The organism is Alphaproteobacteria bacterium (assembly GCA_035625915.1).
Taxonomy (GTDB): domain Bacteria; phylum Pseudomonadota; class Alphaproteobacteria; order JACZXZ01; family JACZXZ01; genus DATDHA01.
Genome location: DASPOR010000176.1, coordinates 20,631 through 40,207 on the forward strand (window position 1 = coordinate 20,631; position 19,577 = coordinate 40,207).

The 19,577-nt window shown below is 63.8% G+C and carries 15 protein-coding genes, 1 pseudogene and 1 riboswitch; of the genes and pseudogenes, 13 read left to right on the plus strand and 3 right to left on the minus strand.

All coding sequences use genetic code 11. The annotated features are described in order from the left end of the window. From cobN to cobM, 9 genes are read left to right on the plus strand one after another with little or no spacing between them, the layout of a single operon-like run. The gene (gene cobN / locus VEJ16_13590) at window positions 1-3,765 is read left to right on the plus strand and encodes a cobaltochelatase subunit CobN (protein ID HYB10697.1); all 3,765 of its coding nucleotides are present in this window, start codon (window positions 1-3) and stop codon (window positions 3,763-3,765) included. Continuing rightward, window positions 3,762-4,397, plus strand: coding sequence for a cob(I)yrinic acid a,c-diamide adenosyltransferase (gene cobO / locus VEJ16_13595; protein HYB10698.1), 636 nt, complete (start codon window positions 3,762-3,764; stop codon window positions 4,395-4,397). Before cobN ends, cobO begins: the two co-directional genes overlap by 4 nt. Further along, entirely contained in the window at window positions 4,397-5,932 is a 1,536-nt protein-coding gene (locus tag VEJ16_13600; protein HYB10699.1) for a cobyric acid synthase, read from the plus strand. The genes cobO and VEJ16_13600 overlap by 1 nt, the downstream gene beginning before the upstream one ends. After that, window positions 5,929-6,972, plus strand: a complete 1,044-nt coding sequence (locus VEJ16_13605) for a sirohydrochlorin chelatase (protein ID HYB10700.1) — start codon at window positions 5,929-5,931, stop codon at window positions 6,970-6,972. The genes VEJ16_13600 and VEJ16_13605 overlap by 4 nt, the downstream gene beginning before the upstream one ends. A gap of 4 nt (window positions 6,973-6,976) precedes the next feature. Beyond that, window positions 6,977-7,612: a precorrin-8X methylmutase gene (locus VEJ16_13610; GenBank protein HYB10701.1), complete on the plus strand. Its 636-nt coding sequence runs from the start codon at window positions 6,977-6,979 to the stop codon at window positions 7,610-7,612. Then, complete coding sequence (cbiE, locus tag VEJ16_13615; GenBank protein HYB10702.1) at window positions 7,609-8,811, plus strand: precorrin-6y C5,15-methyltransferase (decarboxylating) subunit CbiE; 1,203 nt, start codon at window positions 7,609-7,611, stop codon at window positions 8,809-8,811. Before VEJ16_13610 ends, cbiE begins: the two co-directional genes overlap by 4 nt. After that, window positions 8,763-9,518 (plus strand): precorrin-2 C(20)-methyltransferase, encoded by a 756-nt coding sequence (gene cobI / locus VEJ16_13620; protein ID HYB10703.1) that lies wholly within the window; start codon window positions 8,763-8,765, stop codon window positions 9,516-9,518. Before cbiE ends, cobI begins: the two co-directional genes overlap by 49 nt. Beyond that, on the plus strand, window positions 9,515-11,323 hold the full coding sequence (gene cobJ, locus VEJ16_13625; GenBank protein HYB10704.1) for a precorrin-3B C(17)-methyltransferase: 1,809 nt from the start codon (window positions 9,515-9,517) through the stop codon (window positions 11,321-11,323). Before cobI ends, cobJ begins: the two co-directional genes overlap by 4 nt. Next, window positions 11,320-12,114 (plus strand): precorrin-4 C(11)-methyltransferase, encoded by a 795-nt coding sequence (gene cobM / locus VEJ16_13630; GenBank protein ID HYB10705.1) that lies wholly within the window; start codon window positions 11,320-11,322, stop codon window positions 12,112-12,114. Before cobJ ends, cobM begins: the two co-directional genes overlap by 4 nt. Here cobM and VEJ16_13635 read toward each other — a convergent pair. Both VEJ16_13635 and VEJ16_13640 read right to left on the minus strand, forming a co-directional pair. Then, window positions 12,095-12,847 carry a cobalt-precorrin-6A reductase gene (locus tag VEJ16_13635; protein HYB10706.1) on the minus strand — a complete coding sequence of 251 codons (753 nt, stop codon included), beginning with the start codon at window positions 12,845-12,847 and terminating at the stop codon, window positions 12,095-12,097. The two genes, cobM and VEJ16_13635, sit on opposite strands and share 20 nt — an antisense overlap. After that, a complete protein-coding gene (locus VEJ16_13640; GenBank protein ID HYB10707.1) occupies window positions 12,840-13,928 on the minus strand; it encodes a cobalt-precorrin-5B (C(1))-methyltransferase in 1,089 nt (362 codons plus the stop codon). The genes VEJ16_13635 and VEJ16_13640 overlap by 8 nt, the downstream gene beginning before the upstream one ends. Window positions 13,929-14,014: 86 nt before the next feature. Between VEJ16_13640 and cobA the strand changes: the two genes are divergently transcribed. Beyond that, on the plus strand, window positions 14,015-14,827 hold the full coding sequence (gene cobA, locus VEJ16_13645; protein ID HYB10708.1) for a uroporphyrinogen-III C-methyltransferase: 813 nt from the start codon (window positions 14,015-14,017) through the stop codon (window positions 14,825-14,827). Window positions 14,828-14,830: 3 nt separating this feature from the next. After that, complete coding sequence (locus VEJ16_13650; GenBank protein ID HYB10709.1) at window positions 14,831-16,141, plus strand: cobyrinate a,c-diamide synthase; 1,311 nt, start codon at window positions 14,831-14,833, stop codon at window positions 16,139-16,141. A gap of 9 nt (window positions 16,142-16,150) precedes the next feature. Here the strand turns inward: VEJ16_13650 and cobT are convergent, their stop codons facing one another. Further along, complete coding sequence (cobT, locus tag VEJ16_13655) at window positions 16,151-17,188, minus strand: nicotinate-nucleotide--dimethylbenzimidazole phosphoribosyltransferase (protein HYB10710.1); 1,038 nt, start codon at window positions 17,186-17,188, stop codon at window positions 16,151-16,153. Window positions 17,189-17,258: 70 nt separating this feature from the next. Here cobT and cbiB point away from each other — a divergent pair, with 70 nt between their 5' ends. Together cbiB and VEJ16_13665 are read left to right on the plus strand one after the other, a co-directional pair. Further along, a complete protein-coding gene (cbiB, locus tag VEJ16_13660; protein ID HYB10711.1) occupies window positions 17,259-18,239 on the plus strand; it encodes an adenosylcobinamide-phosphate synthase CbiB in 981 nt (326 codons plus the stop codon). Between the two features lie 58 nt (window positions 18,240-18,297). Then, window positions 18,298-18,443: riboswitch (TPP riboswitch) on the plus strand. A gap of 71 nt (window positions 18,444-18,514) precedes the next feature. Continuing rightward, window positions 18,515-19,577: pseudogene (locus tag VEJ16_13665) on the plus strand (phosphomethylpyrimidine synthase ThiC).

The following is a 19,577-nucleotide window of genomic DNA, read 5'->3' on the forward strand; positions in this document are numbered from 1 at the left end:
ATGCACCTGCTCGCCGCAACACCGGGCAGTATTCTCGACGGCTCCCAAGCCATCGATCTTGGGCAATCGCCCGGCGAGGTTGTGCTGCTGTCCGCCGCAGACACGGAGATCGCGGCGCTGGCGGCGGCTTACGCACAGCTTGCGGCCCCTTTGCCGACGTTGCGCCTTGCGAATGTAAGGCATCTCGGTCACAACCTCTCAGTTGATCTCTACATTGAGAGCGTTGTGCGGCACGCCAAGATCGTGGTGGTTCGCCTCTTGGGTGGGGTCAGTTACTGGTCCTATGGCGTCGAGCGACTAGTTGCAACATGCAGCGAGAGAAGCATCCTCCTCGCACTCGTGCCCGGCGACGATCAGCCGGATGCGGAGCTCGCGAACCTTTCGAACCTCGCACCCCACGCTTATGGTCGATTATGGCGATATCTCCTCGAAGGTGGGCTCGATAACGCCCGCAATTTCTTGCACTACGCGGCTGCCCTCATCGGTTATGGAACCGAGTGGCTGGAGCCGGTGCCGCTCTTGCGCGCGGGACTTTACTGGCCGGGTAAAGGGCGCCCCGAACTTGCCGATCTTCGAACAGTCTGGCGAAAAGACGCACCCACAGTAGCGGTGATCTTCTATCGCGCCCTCTTGCAAGCGGGGGATCTAGCACCCATTGACGCCCTCATCGATGCACTAAAACGCCGCGGGATCAACCCACTTCCGATTTACGTGGCAAGCCTCAAGGACCCGGTTTCGGCAGATCTCGTGCGCACTCTCCTCCGCGCGTCGCCCCCCGCTGCGATCCTCAATGCGACCGGCTTTTCGGTCGCCAGTATCGGTGGCGCAAGCATCGGTGCTCGTGTCGCGACACCATTCGAAGAGGCAGATTGTCCAGTCATTCAGGTGGTGCTTGCCGGCGGAACCGAGCGCCAATGGCGCAGTGGTACGCGTGGGCTCTCCGCGTCTGACCTTGCGATGAACGTGGCTTTGCCCGAGGTCGATGGGCGTATACTCGGCCGGGCGATTTCGTTTAAGAGCGAGGCGCAACCCGATCGCTTGACGCAATGCCCGATCGTAGTCCACGCGCCGATATTGGATCGCGTCGAATTCACAGCCGACCTTGCGCTCAAATGGTCGCGCCTACGCCAAACCGCGGTCGGCGAGCGCCGGGTCGCCGTCGTGCTCGCCAACTATCCGAACCGCGATGGACGTCTCGGCAACGGCGTTGGGCTGGACACACCGGCGGCCACGATCAAAGTCCTTCGGTCGCTGTCGGGTGCTGGCTATCGCCTCGAAAATATCCCACCGAGCGCTAGCGCCCTGATCGCTCGCCTAAGCGAGGGACCGACCAACAACCTCAAATCGCGGAAGGTGCGGCAGGGCGGAATCCCTTATCCCTTGTCAGACTATGCGGCCTGGTTCGAAAGGCTCCCAGCGCGTGTGCGCGACGACGTAACGTCAAGATGGGGAGAACCGCAAGACGACCCCTTCGTGCGGGGGAAATACTTTCGTCTCGCGGCATGTTCGTTTGGCAATGTCGTCATCGCGATCCAACCGGCACGCGGCTACAACATTGATCCTCAGAGGACTTATCACGATGCTGCTCTCGTGCCGCCCCACGGCTATCTCGCCTTCTATGCGTGGCTTCGGGAATTATTCGATGCGCACGCCGTGGTCCATATGGGCAAGCACGGCAACCTCGAATGGCTGCCTGGCAAGGCGTTGGCGCTTTCGGCGGAATGTTATCCCGAAGTTGCTTTCGGCCCGTTACCACATCTCTATCCCTTCATTGTCAACGATCCCGGCGAGGGCAGTCAGGCGAAGCGGCGTGCACAGGCGGTCATCGTCGATCATCTCACCCCACCGCTGACACGGGCAGAATCCTATGGGCCGCTCGTGGAACTCGAGCAACTTGTCGATGAGTATTACGAGGCCGCCGGGGTCGATCCGCGCCGGTTGAAGCTGCTGGCGGAGCAGATTCTTGAGCTTGCGCGCCGGATAGGGCTCGATCGCGATTGTGGCATCGATGACGGGGATCGGCCGCAGGCCGCACTTGCAAAGCTCGATAACTACCTTTGTGAGCTCAAGGAGCTTCAAATCCGCGATGGTCTTCACGTCTTCGGCGAGGCCCCGCATGGGCAGCAGCTAACCGATCTACTCGTGGCCCTTGCTCGTCTTCCGCGCAGTCGAGGAGAAGGTAAGGACGCCTCGCTCCTGCGTGCACTCGCAGCCGATCTCGGCGTGGCGACCGATTTCGATCCGCTGGATTGCCGGATGGGCGAGCCTTGGACTGGATCGCGTCCGTCGGAACTCGATGGGCCGGGAATTTGGCGCACCAAGGGCGACACGGTCGAACGCCTTGAGCAACTGTCGCAAGCACTGGTCTCGTCCACGCGCACGGCCGATCGTGCCTGGCGTCGGACGAGTGCGGTGCTCGAAATGATCGAGAAGGAATTGCGCCCGATGCTTGAATCCTGCGGCAGACGCGAGATCGCTGGTCTGCTCGCGGGACTGGACGGCCGCTTCGTGGAACCCGGATCGTCCGGCGCTCCGACGCGCGGCCGGCTTGACGTATTGCCGACCGGGCGAAATTTCTACTCTGTGGATAGCCGCACGGTGCCCACCCCCGCAGCCTGGCAGCTCGGCTGGAATTCGGCGGCCCTTGTCATCGAGCGATTTCGTCAGGACCAAGGAACCTGGCCGAAGTCGCTTGCACTGTCTGCCTGGGGTACCGCGAACATGCGCACAGGCGGGGACGATATTGCCCAGGCGCTTGCGCTTATGGGCGTGCGACCGACTTGGGATGCCGCATCTCGTCGTGTGACCGGTTTCGAGATCCTGCCGCTCTCGATACTCGATCGTCCGCGAGTCGACGTGACGCTGCGTGTCTCCGGCTTCTTCCGCGACGCCTTCCCATCGCAGATCGACCTCATCGATTCGGCCGCCCGCGCAGTCGCCGCACTTGACGAAGCGCCGGAGCTGAACCCGCTCGCCGCGCGGGTAGCGCTCGATGCAGCCCACCTCATGTCGCAGGGCAACGACGAGGAGTCCGCGCGACGACGTGCGGGCTTCCGCGTCTTCGGCTCGAGACCCGGCGCCTATGGTGCCGGTTTGCAGGCCCTCATCGACGAGCGGGGCTGGCAGGACGACGGCGATCTTGCGCGCGCCTACCTTGCGTGGGGCGGTTATGCCTACGGCGCCGGCGCCCAAGGCTCCGCCGAACACCGCCTTTTCCAGACGCGCCTTTCGGCCGTTGAGGGTGTGCTCCACAATCAAGACAATCGCGAGCACGATCTTCTCGACTCCGACGATTACTATCAATTCGAAGGCGGCATCACCGCGACGGTGCGGCATTTTTCCGGCCGGCAGCCCGCCGTCTATCACAATGACCATGCGCGCCCCGAAAGGCCTCAGGTGCGCTCGCTGGACGAAGAGGTCGCTCGCGTGGTCCGTGCGCGAGTCGTCAATCCCAAATGGATCAAGGGTGTGATGCGCCATGGGTACAAGGGTGCTTTCGAGATGGCGGCGACCGTGGACTATATCTTCGCCTTCGCTGCCACGGCGCGCGCGGTCCGCGACCACCATTTCGACGCCGTCTATGAGGCCTACCTGGCCGATGACGATGTGCGCGGATTTCTTCTCGAAAACAACCCCGCTGCGGCACAAGAGATTGCCGAGCGACTGATCGAAGCGCAGGAGCGTGGTCTGTGGCGGCCTCGTTCGAATTCGGCCTATCCGCATCTAGCATCGCTGGCCAATCGGTCGATGGAGAATGCGCGGTGATCGAACAGCCCGACGAAGCCGAGCTCAATGCCCGCGCCAACGAGAAGGCGCGCAAGCGCAAGGAAGCACGGGCGCGCATGCTCGCGACCAAGACCATCGAGAAAGGTCTTCTTATCGTTCACACGGGAAAGGGCAAAGGCAAATCGACCGCAGCCTTCGGGCTTGCCATCCGTGCGGTCGGAAATGGCATGCGCGTGGGCATTGTCCAATTCGTGAAGGGCAAATGGGACACGGGAGAGCGACACGTGTTCGAACGCTTTCCCGATCAAGTCGACATTCGGACAATGGGCGAGGGTTTCACCTGGGAAACGCAAGACCGCGCCCGCGACATAATGGCGGCGACGGCGGCTTGGGAAACCTCGCGCACGATGATCGATGCCTGCAAGGGATCGAGCCCCAAATACCACCTCGTGATACTCGACGAGCTTAATATCGTCCTGCGGTACGGCTACCTGCCACTCGAGGACGTGGTGGCGTTCCTTGCACAAAAGCCCGCAGCACTTCACGTCGTCGTCACCGGGCGAAACGCCAAGCCCGAACTTATCGAGATTGCCGACCTCGTGACGGAAATGACGCTTGTCAAGCATCCATTCTTGGCAGGCGTCAAGGCTCAGAAGGGGATCGAATTCTGATGAACGCAAATGGTCCGAGAACGCCGGCGCTCATGCTCCAAGGAACGGGTTCGGATGTCGGGAAGTCGTTGCTCGCGGCGGGGCTTTGCCGGGCTTATGCGCGACGCGGCCTCACAGTGCGCCCGTTCAAGGCCCAGAATATGTCCAACAATGCCGCCGTGACCATCGACGGGGGCGAGATCGGTCGTGCACAAGCCCTTCAGGCGAGGGCCTGTCGCACGGCGGCGACGACCGACATGAATCCTGTCCTTTTGAAGCCGCAAGGCGAAATCGGCGCACAGCTTGTATTGCAAGGGAAGATCTTCGCAAGCGTCACGGCACGAGAATATCAACGCCTTCGTTCCTCCCTTCTTCCAAAGGTGCTCGAATCCTTCCGCCGGAATGCGCATGGCGTCGATCTGGTGCTGGTCGAGGGTGCCGGTAGCGCCGCCGAAACAAATTTGCGCGAAGGCGACATCGCGAACATGGGATTTGCAGAGGCGGCCGATCTGCCTGTGGTGCTCATTGGAGATATCGAGCGTGGCGGCGTCATCGCGCAAATCGTCGGTACGCACGTTCTATTGTCGGAAGGCGAGCGTTGTCGGCTCAAGGGCTTCATCGTCAATAAGTTCCGTGGCGATCCCTCCTTATTCGACAGCGGGCTTTCGGAAATCGTCGATCGCACCGGCCTGCAAGGCTTCGGCGTCGTGCCGTGGTTCGAGGGAGCCGGCTACCTTCCGGCCGAGGACTCCCTGGCGCTGGCGCCCCGCCGCCGCGAGGCGACACGGCCGATAAAGATCGTGGCACTTGCGTATCCGCGTATTGCGAACTTCGACGATTTCGATCCGATCAGGGCCGAACCCGACGTTTCGTTCATATTCCTGCGCGGGGGCGAAGCCGTGCCTGGCGACTCAGATCTCGTCATCCTGCCGGGCTCGAAGGCAACCCTCTCCGACCTGGCATTCCTGCGCGCGCAGGGTTGGGATATCGACCTCTTGGCGCACCGCCGGCGCGGGGGCGCCGTTCTCGGTATTTGTGCTGGCTATCAAATGCTCGGCACGAGCGTTGCCGATCCCGAGGGAATCGAAGGCCCCGCGGCCAAGCTCGCCGGCCTTGGCATGCTCGACGTCGAAACGGTCATGTCCGCCGAGAAGAGCCTCGTTGCAGTCACCGGGCGGGAGGTCGCGAGTGGCCTGCCTCTCTCGGGGTATGAAATGCACGTCGGGCGAACCACCGGCGAAGGTATGGCGCGCCCAATGTTGTCGCTGTCGGCCGGTCCCGATGGCGCGGTTTCGAAGGATGGACGCGTCATGGGTTGCTATGTCCACGGCGTGTTTGCAGCGGATGCGTTTCGCCGCGCGTTTCTGAAACGGCTCGGGGAGAATCTTGAAAGCGATGTAGCCTATGAAGCATCGGTCGACGCGACTCTCGACAGGCTGGCGGATCACCTGGAAGGACACCTCGATCTAAACGCGATGCTGGCGATCGCTCGCCGCGAGGAACATGCCGCCGCTGTGTTGAGCGGCACGGGCGACAAGTCACGGAGGACCGGATGAATAGCAAAATCGGCGTCATGCTGTGCGGCCACGGCAGTCGCGATCTGGGCGCGATCGAGGAATTCGCTGCCGTGGCGCGGAAGCTGCGATTGCGACTCGCCCACTATGAGCTCGAGTGGGGCTTTCTCGAGTTCGCCGAACCGATCATACGGGACGGCCTCGACAAGCTCGTGGAACGGGGTTGCCGGAAGATTCTTGCGGTGCCCGGCATGTTGTTCGCAGCCGGTCACGTGAAGAATGACGTGCCGTCGGTCCTCAATCGCTATCAACGTGAACATGAAGGTCTGTCGATCGAATTCGGCCGCGATCTCGGCATTGACCCTAAAATGATGCAGGCTGCGGCGGCATCGATCGAAACGGCCCGCGCCAAGGCCGATGGTGCTGTCTCGGTCCACGACACGATGCTCGTCGTCGTCGGCAGGGGGACATCCGATCCCGACGCAAACTCCAATGTCGCCAAGGTCATGCGACTCCTCTGGGAAAGTTTCGGCTTTGGTTGGGGCGAAACCGCCTATTCGGGCGTGACGTTTCCGCTGGTGGAGCCAGCGCTCGAACGCGCTGCCCGACTAGGGTTCAAGCGGATCATCGTGTTTCCCTATTTCCTCTTCTCCGGCGTCCTTGTGAGCCGCATTTACGATCACACCGACATCGTGGCGGCACGGCACCCGCAAATCCAATTCGTCAAGGCGCCCTACCTCAACGATCACCCGATGGTGCTGGAAACGTTCTGCGACCGAATCGACGAAATCCTCGTCGGCACCGGCAACATGAATTGCCAGATGTGCAAATACCGGGTCCAGATGCTCGGCTTCGAGGACGAAGTGGGGCTCGCGCAAGAAAGCCACCACCATCACGTGGAGGGGATTGGCGCCAATGGCAGGGACGAAGCAACCCACGCTCATCACCACGGCGCTGGACACGATCACCACTACGATCACGACCATGACCATGCCCACGATCCCGGCCATCACCATCCCTACCCCCATGCGGATCATCCGCTCGGCCCGGTGACTCTCAAGAAAAATGCAAAGCGGGAGTGACGAGATGATCGAATACGTCCGGGATCCACGCGATATCTACCGGCGTTCCTTCGCGGCAATCCGCGCGGAAGCGACACTCGCGCGGCTGCCGACGAGTCTCGAGCCCGTCGCCGTGCGCCTCATTCACGCGTGCGGGATGACCGACATCATTGACGATCTGGCATTCGCCGATGATGTCGCCGATTCCGCCCGCCGCGCGTTGACGAACGGCGCTCCGGTGCTGTGCGACAGCCGAATGGTCGCCGAGGGGATCGTCGAGGCACGGCTGCCCGCGCGAAATGCCGTCGTTTGCACACTGGGCGAACCGGCACTTGCGACGACCGCCACGACCCTGGGCACGACGCGTTCGGCCGCCGCCGTTGAGTTCTGGCGCCCGCAGCTCGACGGCGCTGTCGTCGCGATCGGGAATGCACCAACCGCACTCTTTCACCTGCTCGAACTCTTGGACCAAGGTGCCGCGAAGCCTGCGGCCATCCTGGCGTTTCCCGTCGGTTTTGTGGGTGCCGTTGAATCGAAGGCCGAACTTGCGGCGAACTGCCGGGGTACGCCTTTTTTGACGCTGCTTGGCCGACGGGGTGGCAGCGCCCTTGCGGCTGCGGCTGTGAACGCATTGGCGTCGTGGAACGAGTATCCGCCATGAAGTGGCTTTCGGTGGTGGGCATTGGGGAAGAGGGACTTGCGGGGTTGACGCCGTCGGCGCGGTCACTCGTCGATGGTGCCAAGGTACTGGTCGGCGGTGCGCGGCACCTCGCAGTCGTTCCGTTGGATGGCCGCGAACGCCTTGCCTGGATGTCGCCCTTGTCGGCCACGATAGACGATATCGTCCGGCGGCGCGGAACGGCCATTTGTGTGCTGGCCACCGGGGATCCGATGCATTATGGCGTCGGTGTGGCGCTCGCGCGCCGCATTCCAGCGGAGGAGATGGCGATCATCCCATCGCCGTCAGCCGTAAGCCTCGCCTGCGCGCGGCTTGGCTGGGCCGTTGCGGACGTGGTGGCACTCACCCTCCATGGCCGGCCGCTCGAGCTTCTCAACGCCTATCTCCAACCGGGTGCGCGTTTGGTAATCCTGAGCGATGGCAAGAAGACGCCCGCAGCAGTCGCGGGATTGCTCCGTTCGGGCGGCTTTCGCATGAGCCGCATGTGGGTGCTCGAGCACATGGGCGGGCCGGAAGAACGCGTTGTCGCCGGCACCGCCGAGACCTGGAAAGCGCTTGATATCGCCGATTTTAATACAGTTGCGATCGAGTGCGCCGCAGATACGGCCTTGCCGGTTCTGCCGCGTATTCCTGGCCTGCCGGATAGCGCCTTCCATCATGATGGCCAACTCACGAAGCAGGAAGTGCGCGCGATAACGCTTGCTGCACTCGCACCCATACCGGGCCAACTCCTGTGGGATGTGGGTGCTGGATGCGGCTCCGTCGCTATTGAGTGGATGAGAACGCATCACACCTGCCGTGCGGTCGCAATCGAGCGGGATGCCGACCGGCGGCGAAATATTGCGGACAATGCATCGGCGCTGGGTGTGCCGGGTCTCGACGTCGTTGCCGGCGAGGCGCCCGATGCGCTGAAGGCGCTGCCACAACCGGACGCCGCCTTCGTTGGCGGCGGGCTTTCGTCCGCGGGTGTGGTGGAGAGCTGCTGGTCGGCGCTCAAGCCCGGGGGGCGTCTCGTCGCCAATGCCGTGACGATCGAAGGCGAGGCCGAACTCGTTGCATGGCAAGGCCGGACGGGCGGCGCTCTCACGCGAATTGCGATTTCGCGCGCCGAGCCGGTTGGAGGCTTTCACGGTTGGCGGCAGTCGATGCCGGTCACGCAACTCGCGGCCACCAAACGGTGAGCGCCGCCGGCACATTATATGGCCTTGGCGTCGGCCCGGGCGATCCGGAGCTGCTGACACTCAAGGCGCTGCGCATAATCCGCACTGCGCCCGTGATCGCTTACCCCGCGCCCGAGCACGGCGACAGTTTCGCCCGCCGGATCGTGTCGGGCTACCTTTCGCCGGCGAAACACGAGATACCCATACGCATCCCCATGGTGAGCGCGAGATTCCCGGCTGAAGAAATTTATGATGAGGCCGCCGCGAAGATCGACGAATATCTGATGCAGGGCGACGACGTGGCCGTTTTGTGCGAAGGAGATCCATTCTTTTACGGCTCCTTCATGTATCTCTTCGGAAGATTGGCTGAGCGTCACACGACCGAGGTCGTTCCCGGCGTTTCCTCGCTGGTCGCTTGCGCCTGCGTTGCGCACATGCCGCTTGCCGCACGCAACGACGTGTTGACGGTGGTCCCGGCACCTCTCGACGAAGGGGCGCTTGCGGCCAGGCTTGAAGGTGTCGAGGCAGCCGCGATCATCAAGCTGGCACGGCATTTCGCCAAAGTACGGCGTGTGCTCGACCGTCTCGGGTTGTGCGAGAATGCGCGCTATATCGAGCATGCGAGTGCGGCGAACCAACGCATCCTGCCGCTCAACGCGGTTCAGGATGCGGAGGTCCCGTATTTTTCGATGATCCTCGTCCATCGGCGGGGGCAAGCTTGGCGATGAGCAGGGAAATCGCGGTTGTCATCCTCGGTGAAAGCGCCGCACCGCTTGCCCGTAAACTGGTTGGCGCGTTGCCCGGCGCGCGTCTTCACGGCCTTGCAAATCGGGTTCCGACCGCGGATGTGGCGTTCGCCGACGTCGCCGGTCACGTTCAAGCACTCTTCGAGGCAGGGTCGTCGATCGTCGCGATATTTGCGACGGGCGCACTCATCCGGATACTCGCCCCGCTCCTTGCAGTTAAAGAGCGGGAATCCCCTGTCATCGCTGTCGCCGAGGATGGGAGTTCCGTCATTCCCCTTCTTGGCGGGCATCGCGGAGGGAACGCGCTTTCGAAAGAGATCGGGAGCCTCCTCGGTGTTGCACCAGCAATCACGACCGCGAGCGAGTTGCGTTTTTCCGTCGCGTTCGACGAGCCGCCGGCCGGCTATCGCCTCGCAAATCCGGAGCACGTAAAGCCCTTCACCGCGGCTCTTCTCGCAGGCGAAGGCGTGCGCCTCGATGGTGCAGCACCTTGGCTTCTAGATAGCAAGATTATGATCGATCCAGCCGGACCGCTGTCAATCGCGATAACGGATGAAATCCGGCAGGGCGGACCCCGTTCGCTCGTCTACCATCCCACAACGGTTGCCATCGGCGTTGGTTGCGAGCGCGGGACAGAGTCCGAGGAATTGGCGGCACTGGTGCGGCAATCCCTGGAGGAGGTAAAAGTCGCCGGAGGGTCGGTTTCGGGCATATTCTCGCTCGACATCAAGGCGGATGAACCGGCAGTTCGAGCGATTGCGGATTCGCTTTGCGTGCCCACGCGCTATTTCACCGCTGCGGAGCTGGAACGCGAAACGCCGCGACTCGCCAATCCCTCCGAGCGCGTCTTCCGTGAAGTCGGCTGCCACGGCGTGGCGGAAGCTGCAGCACTCGCGGCGACAGGTGCGGGCGGCATCCTGATCCTTCCCAAGCGTCGGTCGGGGCGGTCGACTTGCGCGCTCGCGCGGGCGCCGGCACCATTCGATGGATCGCGCATCGGTCGGCAGCGGGGGAGGTTACTTGTCGTTGGTATCGGACCCGGCGGTCGTCAATGGATGACCCCGGAGGCAATGTCGTTCATTGCCGCGGCAAGCGATGTCGTCGGCTACAGCCTTTATCTCGATTTACTCGGCCCACTCCCCCGTGGCACGGCTCGGCACGAGTTTCCCCTTGGTCAGGAGGTCGAGCGCGTGGATTCGGCCCTCGATCTCGCGGCGGAAGGTCGCACGGTTGCCCTCGTATCCTCGGGCGACCCCGGGGTCTATGCCATGGCTTCGCTTGTATTCGAGCGCATCGAGCGCGGTGCGCCAGCTTGGCGGCCGATCGAGGTGCGCGTCGCACCCGGCATCACGGCGATGCAGGCCGCGGCCGCCCGAATCGGGGCGCCGCTCGGTCATGATTTCTGCGCGATTTCGCTTTCCGATCTCCTAACGCCGTGGCCCATTATCGAACGCCGACTGCGCACAGCCGCCGAGGGCGATTTCGTCATTGCCCTTTATAATGTCGTCTCGCGCCGCCGTACCCGGCAATTCGATCGGGCACGAGAGATTCTTCTCCAGCATCGGGCCAGCGATACGCCCGTGGTGCTCGCACGAAATTTGGGTCGCATCGGCGAAGCGATACGAGTCGTCGATCTTGCCGCATTGCGGCCGAGCGATGTCGACATGCTGACGCTCGTCCTCATCGGAAGCTCGTCCACTCGGCGCTTCGTGCGCGGCGACGGCACCGTCCGGGTTTACACGCCGCGCGGCTACGATCGGCAGAGCGAGGCGGAGGTTGCCGAATGACGGTCCACTTCATTGGCGCTGGGCCCGGGGCTCCAGACCTCATCACAGTACGCGGACGCGACTTGATTTCCCGCTCACCGGTTTGCCTCTATGCGGGTTCGCTCGTGCCGGTCGAAATCGTCGGGTATGCGCCAAGGGGCGCACGGATCGTAGACACGGCGCCGTTAACGCTCAACGAAATCGTCGACGAAATGGCGGCGGCTCATGCCAGAGGGGACGATGTAGCGAGGGTGCACTCGGGCGATCCGTCACTTTACGGTGCGATCGCGGAACAGATGCGCCGGCTCGAAGCCCTCGACATCGACTACGACGTGACGCCGGGCGTTCCGTCCTTCGCGGCGGCGGCGGCGGCACTCAAATGCGAACTGACCTTACCCGAGGTAAGCCAGACCGTGATCCTCACCCGCACCCAGATGGAGGCGTCGGCCATGCCGCCGAACGAGGATCTCGCTCTCCTTGGACGAGCGGGGGCGACGCTGGCGATCCACCTTTCGATCCGTAACATCAAGGCCATCGTACGCGTGCTCGGCCCGCTCTACGGCGCCGACTGTCCGGTCGCCGTTGTCTATCGTGCAAGCTGGCCGGATGAGATGCTGATTCGCGGCACATTGGGCGACATCGCTGCAAAGGTGCGTGCCGCCAAGCTCACGCGCACGGCACTTGTCCTGGTCGGCCGCGTGCTCCAGTCGCGGGACTTCCGGGATAGCGCGCTCTACGACCCTGCTCACGCCCACGTGCTGCGACCGAAGCCGACAACGGCCCCGACGAAGGCTAAGGAAACCGGCGCATGACCCAATCGAAGGCCGCGTCCACTTGGTCAACCTGTTCCGCCGGTGGCAGCACTGGTCGACGAATCATGACCACAGGGATGGCTAATCCACGTGCCGCGGCGATTTTGGCATAAGTGCTTCCGCCGCCGCTGTTCTTGCTGACGAGCGATTCGATGCGATGCTGCACCATGAGCGATCGTTCCGCCTCCACGGTGAATGGCCCCCGGCCGGTGACGACCTCGAATTGGGCGAGGGGAACGCCGGCCGAGGGCCGTTCGATCAGACGGACCAGGAACCAGGTACAAGGCATGCCCGCGAAAGCGTCGAGTCCTTGCCGGCCGATCGTGAGAAAGACCCGCTTGCCGAGATCGCCAAGGACAACGGCCGCATGCCGTGTGTCATCGACATCGATCCAGCGGTCTCCATCCGTCGGCTGCCAAGGCTCACGCACCAGCATGAGCAAGGGTCGCCTTGCCATCGCGGCGGCCTCGGCTGCGTGGCGAGAAATGCGCGCGGCGAAGGGGTGGGTCGCGTCCACGATCATGTCGATTCGCGCGGCCTCGAGATATGCGGCAAGTGCCTCAATGCCGCCGAAGCCGCCAATTCGGACCGAACCTTCCGGCATTTCGGGCTGGCTCGTTCGTCCGGCGAATGAGGTGATGACCTCTAGTCCCGGAAATTCTGAACACCGTGCGGCGAGTGCCGTGGCTTCCGCCGTGCCGCCGAGGATAAGGAGACGCCTCGACTTAGCCATCGCTTTTTCCGACGAGGACGCCGTTGCGATCGAAAATCGCGACATCGACCGCGACTGGCGCACCTTCCAGAACGCCGAGTGCAACTGCACGCGCTCGGGATGCGATGAGATCGCCAATCGGACAGTCGCAGGCGCGTGCGAGTTCCAGTGCCTCGAGCGCGCTGTTTGCCGCTTCTGCCTTGGCAACGATCCAGTCGTCCGCGCCCAATTCACGCATACGCTCTGCAACCCATTTCCGATCGACCTGGCTGCGCCCGGAATGAAGGTCGAGGTGCCCTTGCGCGAGCTTTGCGATCTTGCCGAAGCCGCCGGCAATGGTGAGACGGGGGAGCGGATGGCGCCGCAAATATTTGAGAAGCCCGCCCGCGAAATCACCCATATCGAGAAGGGCGGTGTCCGGCAGCTTGAGAAGGCCTTGAACAGCGCGCTCGGACGTCGAGCCGGTGGAGCCGGCGACGTGGCTGAGGCCCGCCGCCCGCGCCACATCGACACCGCGCTGGATCGAATGAATCCAGGCCGAGCAGGAATACGGGATTACCACGCCCGTGGTGCCGAGAATGGAAATTCCACCGACGATTCCGAGCCGTGGATTCCAGGTCTTGCGGGCAATCGCTTCGCCACCGGGGACTGCGATTTCTACGTCGACGTCTTCCGTTCCACCAAGGGCACGCGCCACCTCGGCAATCGCCGCTCGTATCATCTCCCGCGGCTTCGGGTTGATGGCGGGTTCGCCCGGCGGAAGGGGCAGGCCCGGTTTGGTTATCGTCCCAACGCCCTCGCCCGCGCGAAAGACCACGCCGGAGCCGGCCGCACCCTTCTGCAACGTCGCGACGATGAGCGCCCCGTGGGTCACGTCCGGGTCATCGCCGGCGTCCTTGACGATAGCCGCGCAAGCCCGATCGTCGCGAAGCTCCTCCCGCGCGAGCGCAAAGGCTGGCGTTTCGCCTCCCGGCAAGGTGATGGTGACAGGATCGGGAAAGCTGCGCGACAAAAGTGCTGTGTATGCCGCCTTCGACGCCGCCGCCGCGCAAGCACCCGTTGTCCAGCCGCGCCTGAGGGCAGTTCCGGGTCTACGGACCATGGGTCGCGTTATAGACCGCGTCTGCGGGGATGGCTAGCAGGGGTCCGGGCCGCCGATCACGGAGGCGTCTCGCCATGTCCGGTATGATCGATCCGTTGACGGCATACCTGCCGAAATTCGAACCCGGTTGGGTTTGGCTTGCCGGGGCTGGCCCCGGCGATCCGGGTCTTCTGACGCTTCACGCCCTCCATGGCCTCAGGCATGCGGACGCGATCGTCTATGATGCCCTTGTGTGCGACGCAATCCTCGTCTTGGCGAACGCGAACGCGAGCCTTGTCTATGCGGGAAAGCGGGGTGGAAAACCTTCGCCAACGCAGGCCGACGTTACGCTCCGTATCGTCGAACTTGCGCGCGCCGGCAAACGCGTGCTTCGCCTCAAGGGCGGCGACCCGATGGTGTTTGGCCGCGGCGGAGAAGAGGCGTTGAGCCTGGTCGAAGCTGGTGTACCCTTCCGCATCATTCCGGGAATTTCGGCCGGCATCGGCGGGCTCGCCTATGCGGGGATACCGCTTACCCATCGGGATACGAATTCGGTCGTGAGCTTTCTCACTGGCCACGACTCGGCAGGGGTGGTTCCCGACCGGATCGACTGGCAGGCAGTCGCCCGAGGCTCGCCGGTTCTCGTTATCTACATGGCGCTCAAGCATATCCGTCAGATCGCCGAGCGTCTTATTGCGAGCGGACGCCCGCAGGACGAGCCGGTCGCCGTCGTCGCCGACGCGACATTGCCAACCCAGCGCGTGCTCGAGACGACGCTCGGACGATGCGTTGCCGATCTCGCGGCAGCACGACTAGAGCCGCCGGCGATCGTCGTCGTGGGCGAGGTGGTGCGCCTGCGGGCGAGCCTGAATTGGCTCGGCAGCCTCGCAGAACGCGCATCGGTCGCCGTAGGGCGCTAGGCGATGTCGTGTTCGGGCCTCATTGTTGCTGCGGCGGCTTCCGGAAGCGGGAAGACAACCATCACGCTCGCAATCCTTCGAGCGCTCCGGGACCGTGGCATTCGTGTCGGCTCCGCCAAGGTCGGCCCCGATTATATCGATCCCGCATTCCTCGCCGCCGCCACCGGACATCCCTGCTTCAATCTGGATTCCTGGGCGATGCGGCCGGAAACGATCGCCGCGACCGTCGAATCGGCCGGCGCTGGCGCTGATCTTCTGATCGTCGAGGGAGTCATGGGGCTTTTCGACGGTGCGGCGGATGGCACGGGGTCGACTGCCGAGCTTGCGCAACTGACGGGGTGGCCCGTTATCCTCGTCCTCGATGTGGCTGGCCAGGGCGCTTCGGCTGCAGCGGTCGCGCGCGGCTTTCGCGATCACGGCGTCGGCATCGCGATCGCGGGCGTCGTTGCCAATCGCGTGGGAGGCGCTTCGCACCGGGCCATGATCGAGCGCGCCCTTGTCCCCCTTGGCATCCCGCTTCTTGGGGCATTCCCCCGAGACGAGGGCATCAAGTTGCGGGATCGGCACCTCGGCCTCGTGCAGGCGCGGGAGCACAAGGATCTCGAAGCCATCCTCGCCCATGCTGCCGCCCGGGCAGACGAGCATCTCGACTTGGACCTCCTCTGCTCCTTTGCAAAGCCGAACCGTCTCAAGATGCCGCCAGAGGGGACCCGAAGTATCATCCCCCTCGGTCAACGCATGGCGATCGCCCAGGATCACGCGTTCGGATTCTTATATCCGCATCTGACAGCATCTTGGCGTTCGCAGGGGGCGGAGATTTTGCCGTTCTCCCCCCTCGCTGACGAAGGGCCGCACGCGACAGCCGATGCGATCTTTTTGCCAGGCGGTTACCCGGAGCTACACGCTGGAAAGCTCGCGTCCAACCGAGGATTTCTCGAGGGCCTGCGCGACGCGGCAGCGCGCGGCGCCGTCGTCTACGGCGAATGCGGCGGCTACATGGTGTTGGGGGAGGGGCTGATCGATAAAGCGGGCCATCGCCACGCAATGGCCCGATTGCTGCCACTTGAGACGTCATTCGAACGCGCTCGGCTCCATCTCGGCTATCGCGAGGTTCGCATTGCGCGCGATACACCACTCGGTTCGGCGGGTGCCACTTTCAGGGGGCACGAGTTTCACTATGCAAGCATCGTCGGTGAAGACGATACGGCACCCCTATTTTCCGCAGTCGACGCCGCCAGCACCACTCTGGGCGGGTACGGATGCGTGCGCGAACGTGTGATGGGCTCGTTCGTGCACCTCATCGATCGGCGTTGATGCGGTATGTCACGATTTACCGCTCACGCCGGCTTCGGCGAAGGTTGCCATGCCTCGATGTGCTGCGAGCGCACCTCTCAGCACACCGAGTGCGACGGCCGCCCCGGACGCCTCCCCGAGGCGCATGTCGAGCGCCAAAAGCGGTTGCTTGTTGAGCGCGAGAAGAAGTCGGCCATGCCCCGGTTCGGCGGAAACGTGGCCGGCAATCGCATGATCCAGCGCTTCCGCATTGAGCTTGTAAAGGGGTGCCGTCGCCGCGGTCGCCACGAAGCCATCGAGGATGACGGGAATCTGACGCGCACGCGCGGCCGCGACGGCGCCGCAAATCGCCGCGAGTTCGCGTCCCCCGACGCGCATCAGCGCTTCGAGCGGGTCGGCGAGTGTCCGCCCGTGAATGGCAAGGGCATCGTCGATGACTTTCGCCTTTCGCCCCACACCCGCGGGATCGAGGCCGGTGCCGGGACCCGCCCAATCGGCGCCCGTACCGCCGAAGAGGGCTGCAGCCAGGGTCGCCGCGGCGGTCGTGTTGCCGATTCCCATTTCGCCGACGAGAAGGATATCGTGCCCCGCTTTGACCGCGTTCCAGCCGGCGTTCAAAGCGGCAATGCATCCTGCCACGCTCAGTGCGGGGGCGACGGAGAAATCGGCGGTCGGCTGATCGAGGTCGAGCGGATAGACCTCGAGCGCGGCGCCGTAGGCCTTGCAAAGCTGGTTGATTGCGGCACCACCGGCCGCGAAATTCGCAACCATTTGCCCGGTAACGCTACTCGGGAAGGCCGAAACCCCCCGTGCCGCGACACCATGATTGCCCGCGAACACGAGGCACAGCGGATTGTCCAGTGTCGGTGGATGACGGTGCTGCCAGGCACTCAGCCAGATCGCAAGCTCCTCCAGGCGGCCGAGGGAGCCAGCCGGCTTGGTGAGGTGGGCCTGGCGCGCCCGCGCCGCCTCAGCGGCCAGGAGGTCGCCGCCGCGGAAATTGAGGACCGCGGTGCGAAAGCCGTCGAGGGATCCGATCGCCTCAGAGATTGTTGCAGCGCCGACCATGGTCGAAGGCCCTCTCGGTTCATTGACCCCAATTTCGTTGTAGCATGCCGCCGCGATCCGCAAGGCCAAAATGACTCTGCTCGATCCCCATAGCCCGGCCATTCTCCTGCTTGCCCTTGCGATCGAAGCGGGTGCCGGCTATCCCGATTGGGTCTATCGCCGGGTCCGTCATCCCGTGGTCTGGGTCGGCCGGCTGATCGAACAGCTTGACCGCCAGCTCAATCCCACCGGCCTCGACGAAACCTCCCGGCGCACCCTCGGCGCGGTAAGTCTGGCCATCGTCGTTCTTGTGACGGGTGTAACGACGGGTGCGATCGCGAAGTTCCTGGTTGCGTTTCCGGTCGGGTGGGTAATGGAGGCCGTCCTCGCATCAAGTCTCCTCTCCCAGCGAAGCCTCTTCGAACATGTAGCGGCGGTCGCCGAAGCGCTCGAGAACGGTGGACTGGCGCCCGCACGCATGGCCGTCGCCAAGATCGTCGGGCGCAATCCCGAGGCGCTCGACGAGGCGGCTGTTGCGCGTGCCGCAATCGAAAGCCTCGCTGAGAATTTCTCCGACGGTGTCGTAGCACCCGCATTCTGGCTTTTGGTCGCGGGACTTCCCGGAATTGCGATTTACAAGGCAATCAACACGGCGGACAGCATGGTCGGGCACCGAACATCGCGCTATCGCGCCTTCGGCTGGGCGGCCGCGCGATTGGACGACCTCGTCAATCTGCCGGCATCCCGCCTCTCGGCATTCCTCCTCGTGCTCGCGTCCTTGTTTATCGCGAATGCGGCGGCCGGAGACGCCCTGCGGGCGGCGTTGCGCGATGCATCCGGTCACCGCTCACCCAATGCCGGCTGGCCCGAGGCCGCAATGGCCGGCGCGCTCGGCCTCAAGCTTGCTGGTCCCCGCGTCTATGGCGCTGAGCGGGTGAGCGATGCCTGGATGGGCGACGGCCGGGCGGCGGCGGTTGCGGCCGATGTCCGTGCCGCCCTGGCGCTCTACCGGGTCGCGTGCGGTCTGTTGTGGGGGATCACGGGGCTCGTATTCGTGGTGGTCTCGCTCTGAGTCTCTTCGCAAGCGCGAGAGGGCACCTTGACCTTCACCCCCTCAGGGTGCAATTTTAAGCTATTCCGAGGGGTGCCCCGATAAGGGGCTGAGACACCATCGGCGCTGCGCGTTTCGTCAGAATAGGTTGGCCGGCGCGACGTGGGAACCCTTAGAACCTGATCCGGGTCATGCCGGCGGAGGGACACGGAACCGACCGTCAAGGTCATAGGACGCTTACCCCACCCGCACATTCCCGGATCTCCATGCGTGACGTTCCAACGTAGGAGATCCACATGAATGCCGTCACCAAGCCCGTCAAAATTACGGTCACGACGGGATCGCTGCCCGCCTCGCGCAAGGTTTATCTGAATGGCGCGCGCAATCCCGATGTCCGCGTTCCCATGCGAGAGATTTCGCTCGATCCGAGTGCCGGCGAACCCCCTGTGCGCGTCTATGACACCTCCGGTCCCTATACGGACCCGGACGCCAAGATCGACATTTACGAGGGCTTGCCGCGGCTAAGAACAAAGTGGATTGGCGCACGCGGTGACGTCGAGGAATATGAGGGGCGCGCGGTCAAGGCCGAGGATAACGGGAGCGTCGACGGCAAACATCGCGTGGCGGAATTCCCGTTGCGCCACCGCCCCCTCCGCGCAAGGGCGGGGCAGTCCGTGACGCAGCTCGAATACGCGCGGCGCGGCATCGTGACGCCGGAGATGGAGTTCGTCGCGATCCGCGAGAACCAGCGGCTCGAGATGCATTCCGAGCAGCTGCGCCGCCAGCATCCGGGCCAGTCCTTCGGCGCCGCGACGCCGCGCGTGATCACGCCCGAGTTCGTGCGCGACGAAGTGGCGCGCGGCCGCGCGATCATCCCCTGCAACATCAACCACCCGGAAACCGAGCCGATGATCATCGGCCGCAACTTCCTCGTGAAGATCAACGCCAACATCGGCAACTCCGCGGTGAGCTCGTCGATCGGCGAGGAAGTCGAGAAGATGACGTGGGCGATCCGCTGGGGCGGGGACACGGTCATGGACCTTTCGACCGGCAAGAACATCCACGAGACCCGCGAGTGGATCCTGCGCAACGCGCCGGTGCCGGTGGGCACGGTCCCGATCTACTAGGCGCTCGAGAAGGTGCACGGCAAGGCGGAAGACCTCACGTGGGAGATCTACCGCGACACGCTGATCGAGCAGGCCGAGCAGGGCGTCGACTACTTCACGATCCACGCCGGCGTGCTGCTGCGCTACATCCCGCTCACAGCCAAGCGCATGACCGGCATCGTGTCCCGCGGCGGCTCGATCATGGCCAAGTGGTGCCTCGCCCACCACAAGGAGAGCTTCCTCTACACGCGCT

Excerpts from the sequence above, each read along its gene's own strand:
- cobJ (HYB10704.1), top strand. The coding sequence starts at position 9,515 with ATGAGCAGGGAAATCGCGGTTGTCATCCTCGGTGAAAGCGCCGCACCG.
- cobT (HYB10710.1), bottom strand. The coding sequence starts at position 17,188 with ATGGTCGGCGCTGCAACAATCTCTGAGGCGATCGGATCCCTCGACGGC.
- VEJ16_13600 (HYB10699.1), top strand. The coding sequence starts at position 4,397 with ATGAACGCAAATGGTCCGAGAACGCCGGCGCTCATGCTCCAAGGAACG.
- cbiB (HYB10711.1), top strand. The coding sequence starts at position 17,259 with ATGACTCTGCTCGATCCCCATAGCCCGGCCATTCTCCTGCTTGCCCTT.
- cobN (HYB10697.1), top strand. The coding sequence starts at position 1 with ATGCACCTGCTCGCCGCAACACCGGGCAGTATTCTCGACGGCTCCCAA.
- VEJ16_13610 (HYB10701.1), top strand. The coding sequence starts at position 6,977 with ATGATCGAATACGTCCGGGATCCACGCGATATCTACCGGCGTTCCTTC.
- VEJ16_13605 (HYB10700.1), top strand. The coding sequence starts at position 5,929 with ATGAATAGCAAAATCGGCGTCATGCTGTGCGGCCACGGCAGTCGCGAT.
- cobM (HYB10705.1), top strand. The coding sequence starts at position 11,320 with ATGACGGTCCACTTCATTGGCGCTGGGCCCGGGGCTCCAGACCTCATC.
- VEJ16_13635 (HYB10706.1), bottom strand. The coding sequence starts at position 12,847 with ATGGCTAAGTCGAGGCGTCTCCTTATCCTCGGCGGCACGGCGGAAGCC.
- cbiE (HYB10702.1), top strand. The coding sequence starts at position 7,609 with ATGAAGTGGCTTTCGGTGGTGGGCATTGGGGAAGAGGGACTTGCGGGG.
- VEJ16_13650 (HYB10709.1), top strand. The coding sequence starts at position 14,831 with ATGTCGTGTTCGGGCCTCATTGTTGCTGCGGCGGCTTCCGGAAGCGGG.
- VEJ16_13640 (HYB10707.1), bottom strand. The coding sequence starts at position 13,928 with ATGGTCCGTAGACCCGGAACTGCCCTCAGGCGCGGCTGGACAACGGGT.